Here is a 489-nt window from a genome sequence, read left to right on the forward strand (position 1 = left end):
TGCTGCCTGTGAGGCACGCTGTGCTGCAGGAAGAGATTCTGTTTTCTGTCCCCCGAAGACAGGTCTTTTCTTGCCGTAGTTTTCTTCCAGATAAGCGGAAGCCGTTTCGATTACCTCCAGACTGTTGATGTAACATTCGTAGGAAGTATCTCCCCAGGTAAAGAGTCCATGTCCACCCAGCATGATTCCCCGGATTCCCGGATTGTCAGCCAAAGCCTGCTGCAGCTGTAAGCCTAGGTCGAAGCCGGGCTTCTGCCAAGGCACCCAGGCAATCTGTCCACCCCAGAGATCAGCGGTGATCTGTTCTCCGTCTTTGGAGGCTGCGATGGCGATGGCCGCATCAGGATGCAGGTGATCAATGTGTTTGAAAGGTAAAAAAGCATGCAGCGGTGTGTCGATGGAAGGAGCCTTGGAGTCCAGATCGTAGATGCAGTGGTTGAAAAGTCCGACCATCTCGTCTTCAAACTCGATGCCCCGGTAGATACCCTG

1 protein-coding gene is annotated in these 489 nt (G+C 53.2%); it reads right to left on the reverse strand.

The features are described from left to right. Window positions 1–489: class II aldolase/adducin family protein (locus J0A69_RS22410; protein WP_206588854.1), on the reverse strand; the 489-nt coding region annotated here is incomplete at both ends.

Source organism: Algoriphagus pacificus (assembly GCF_017254845.1).
In the GTDB taxonomy this organism is placed as follows: domain Bacteria; phylum Bacteroidota; class Bacteroidia; order Cytophagales; family Cyclobacteriaceae; genus Algoriphagus; species Algoriphagus pacificus.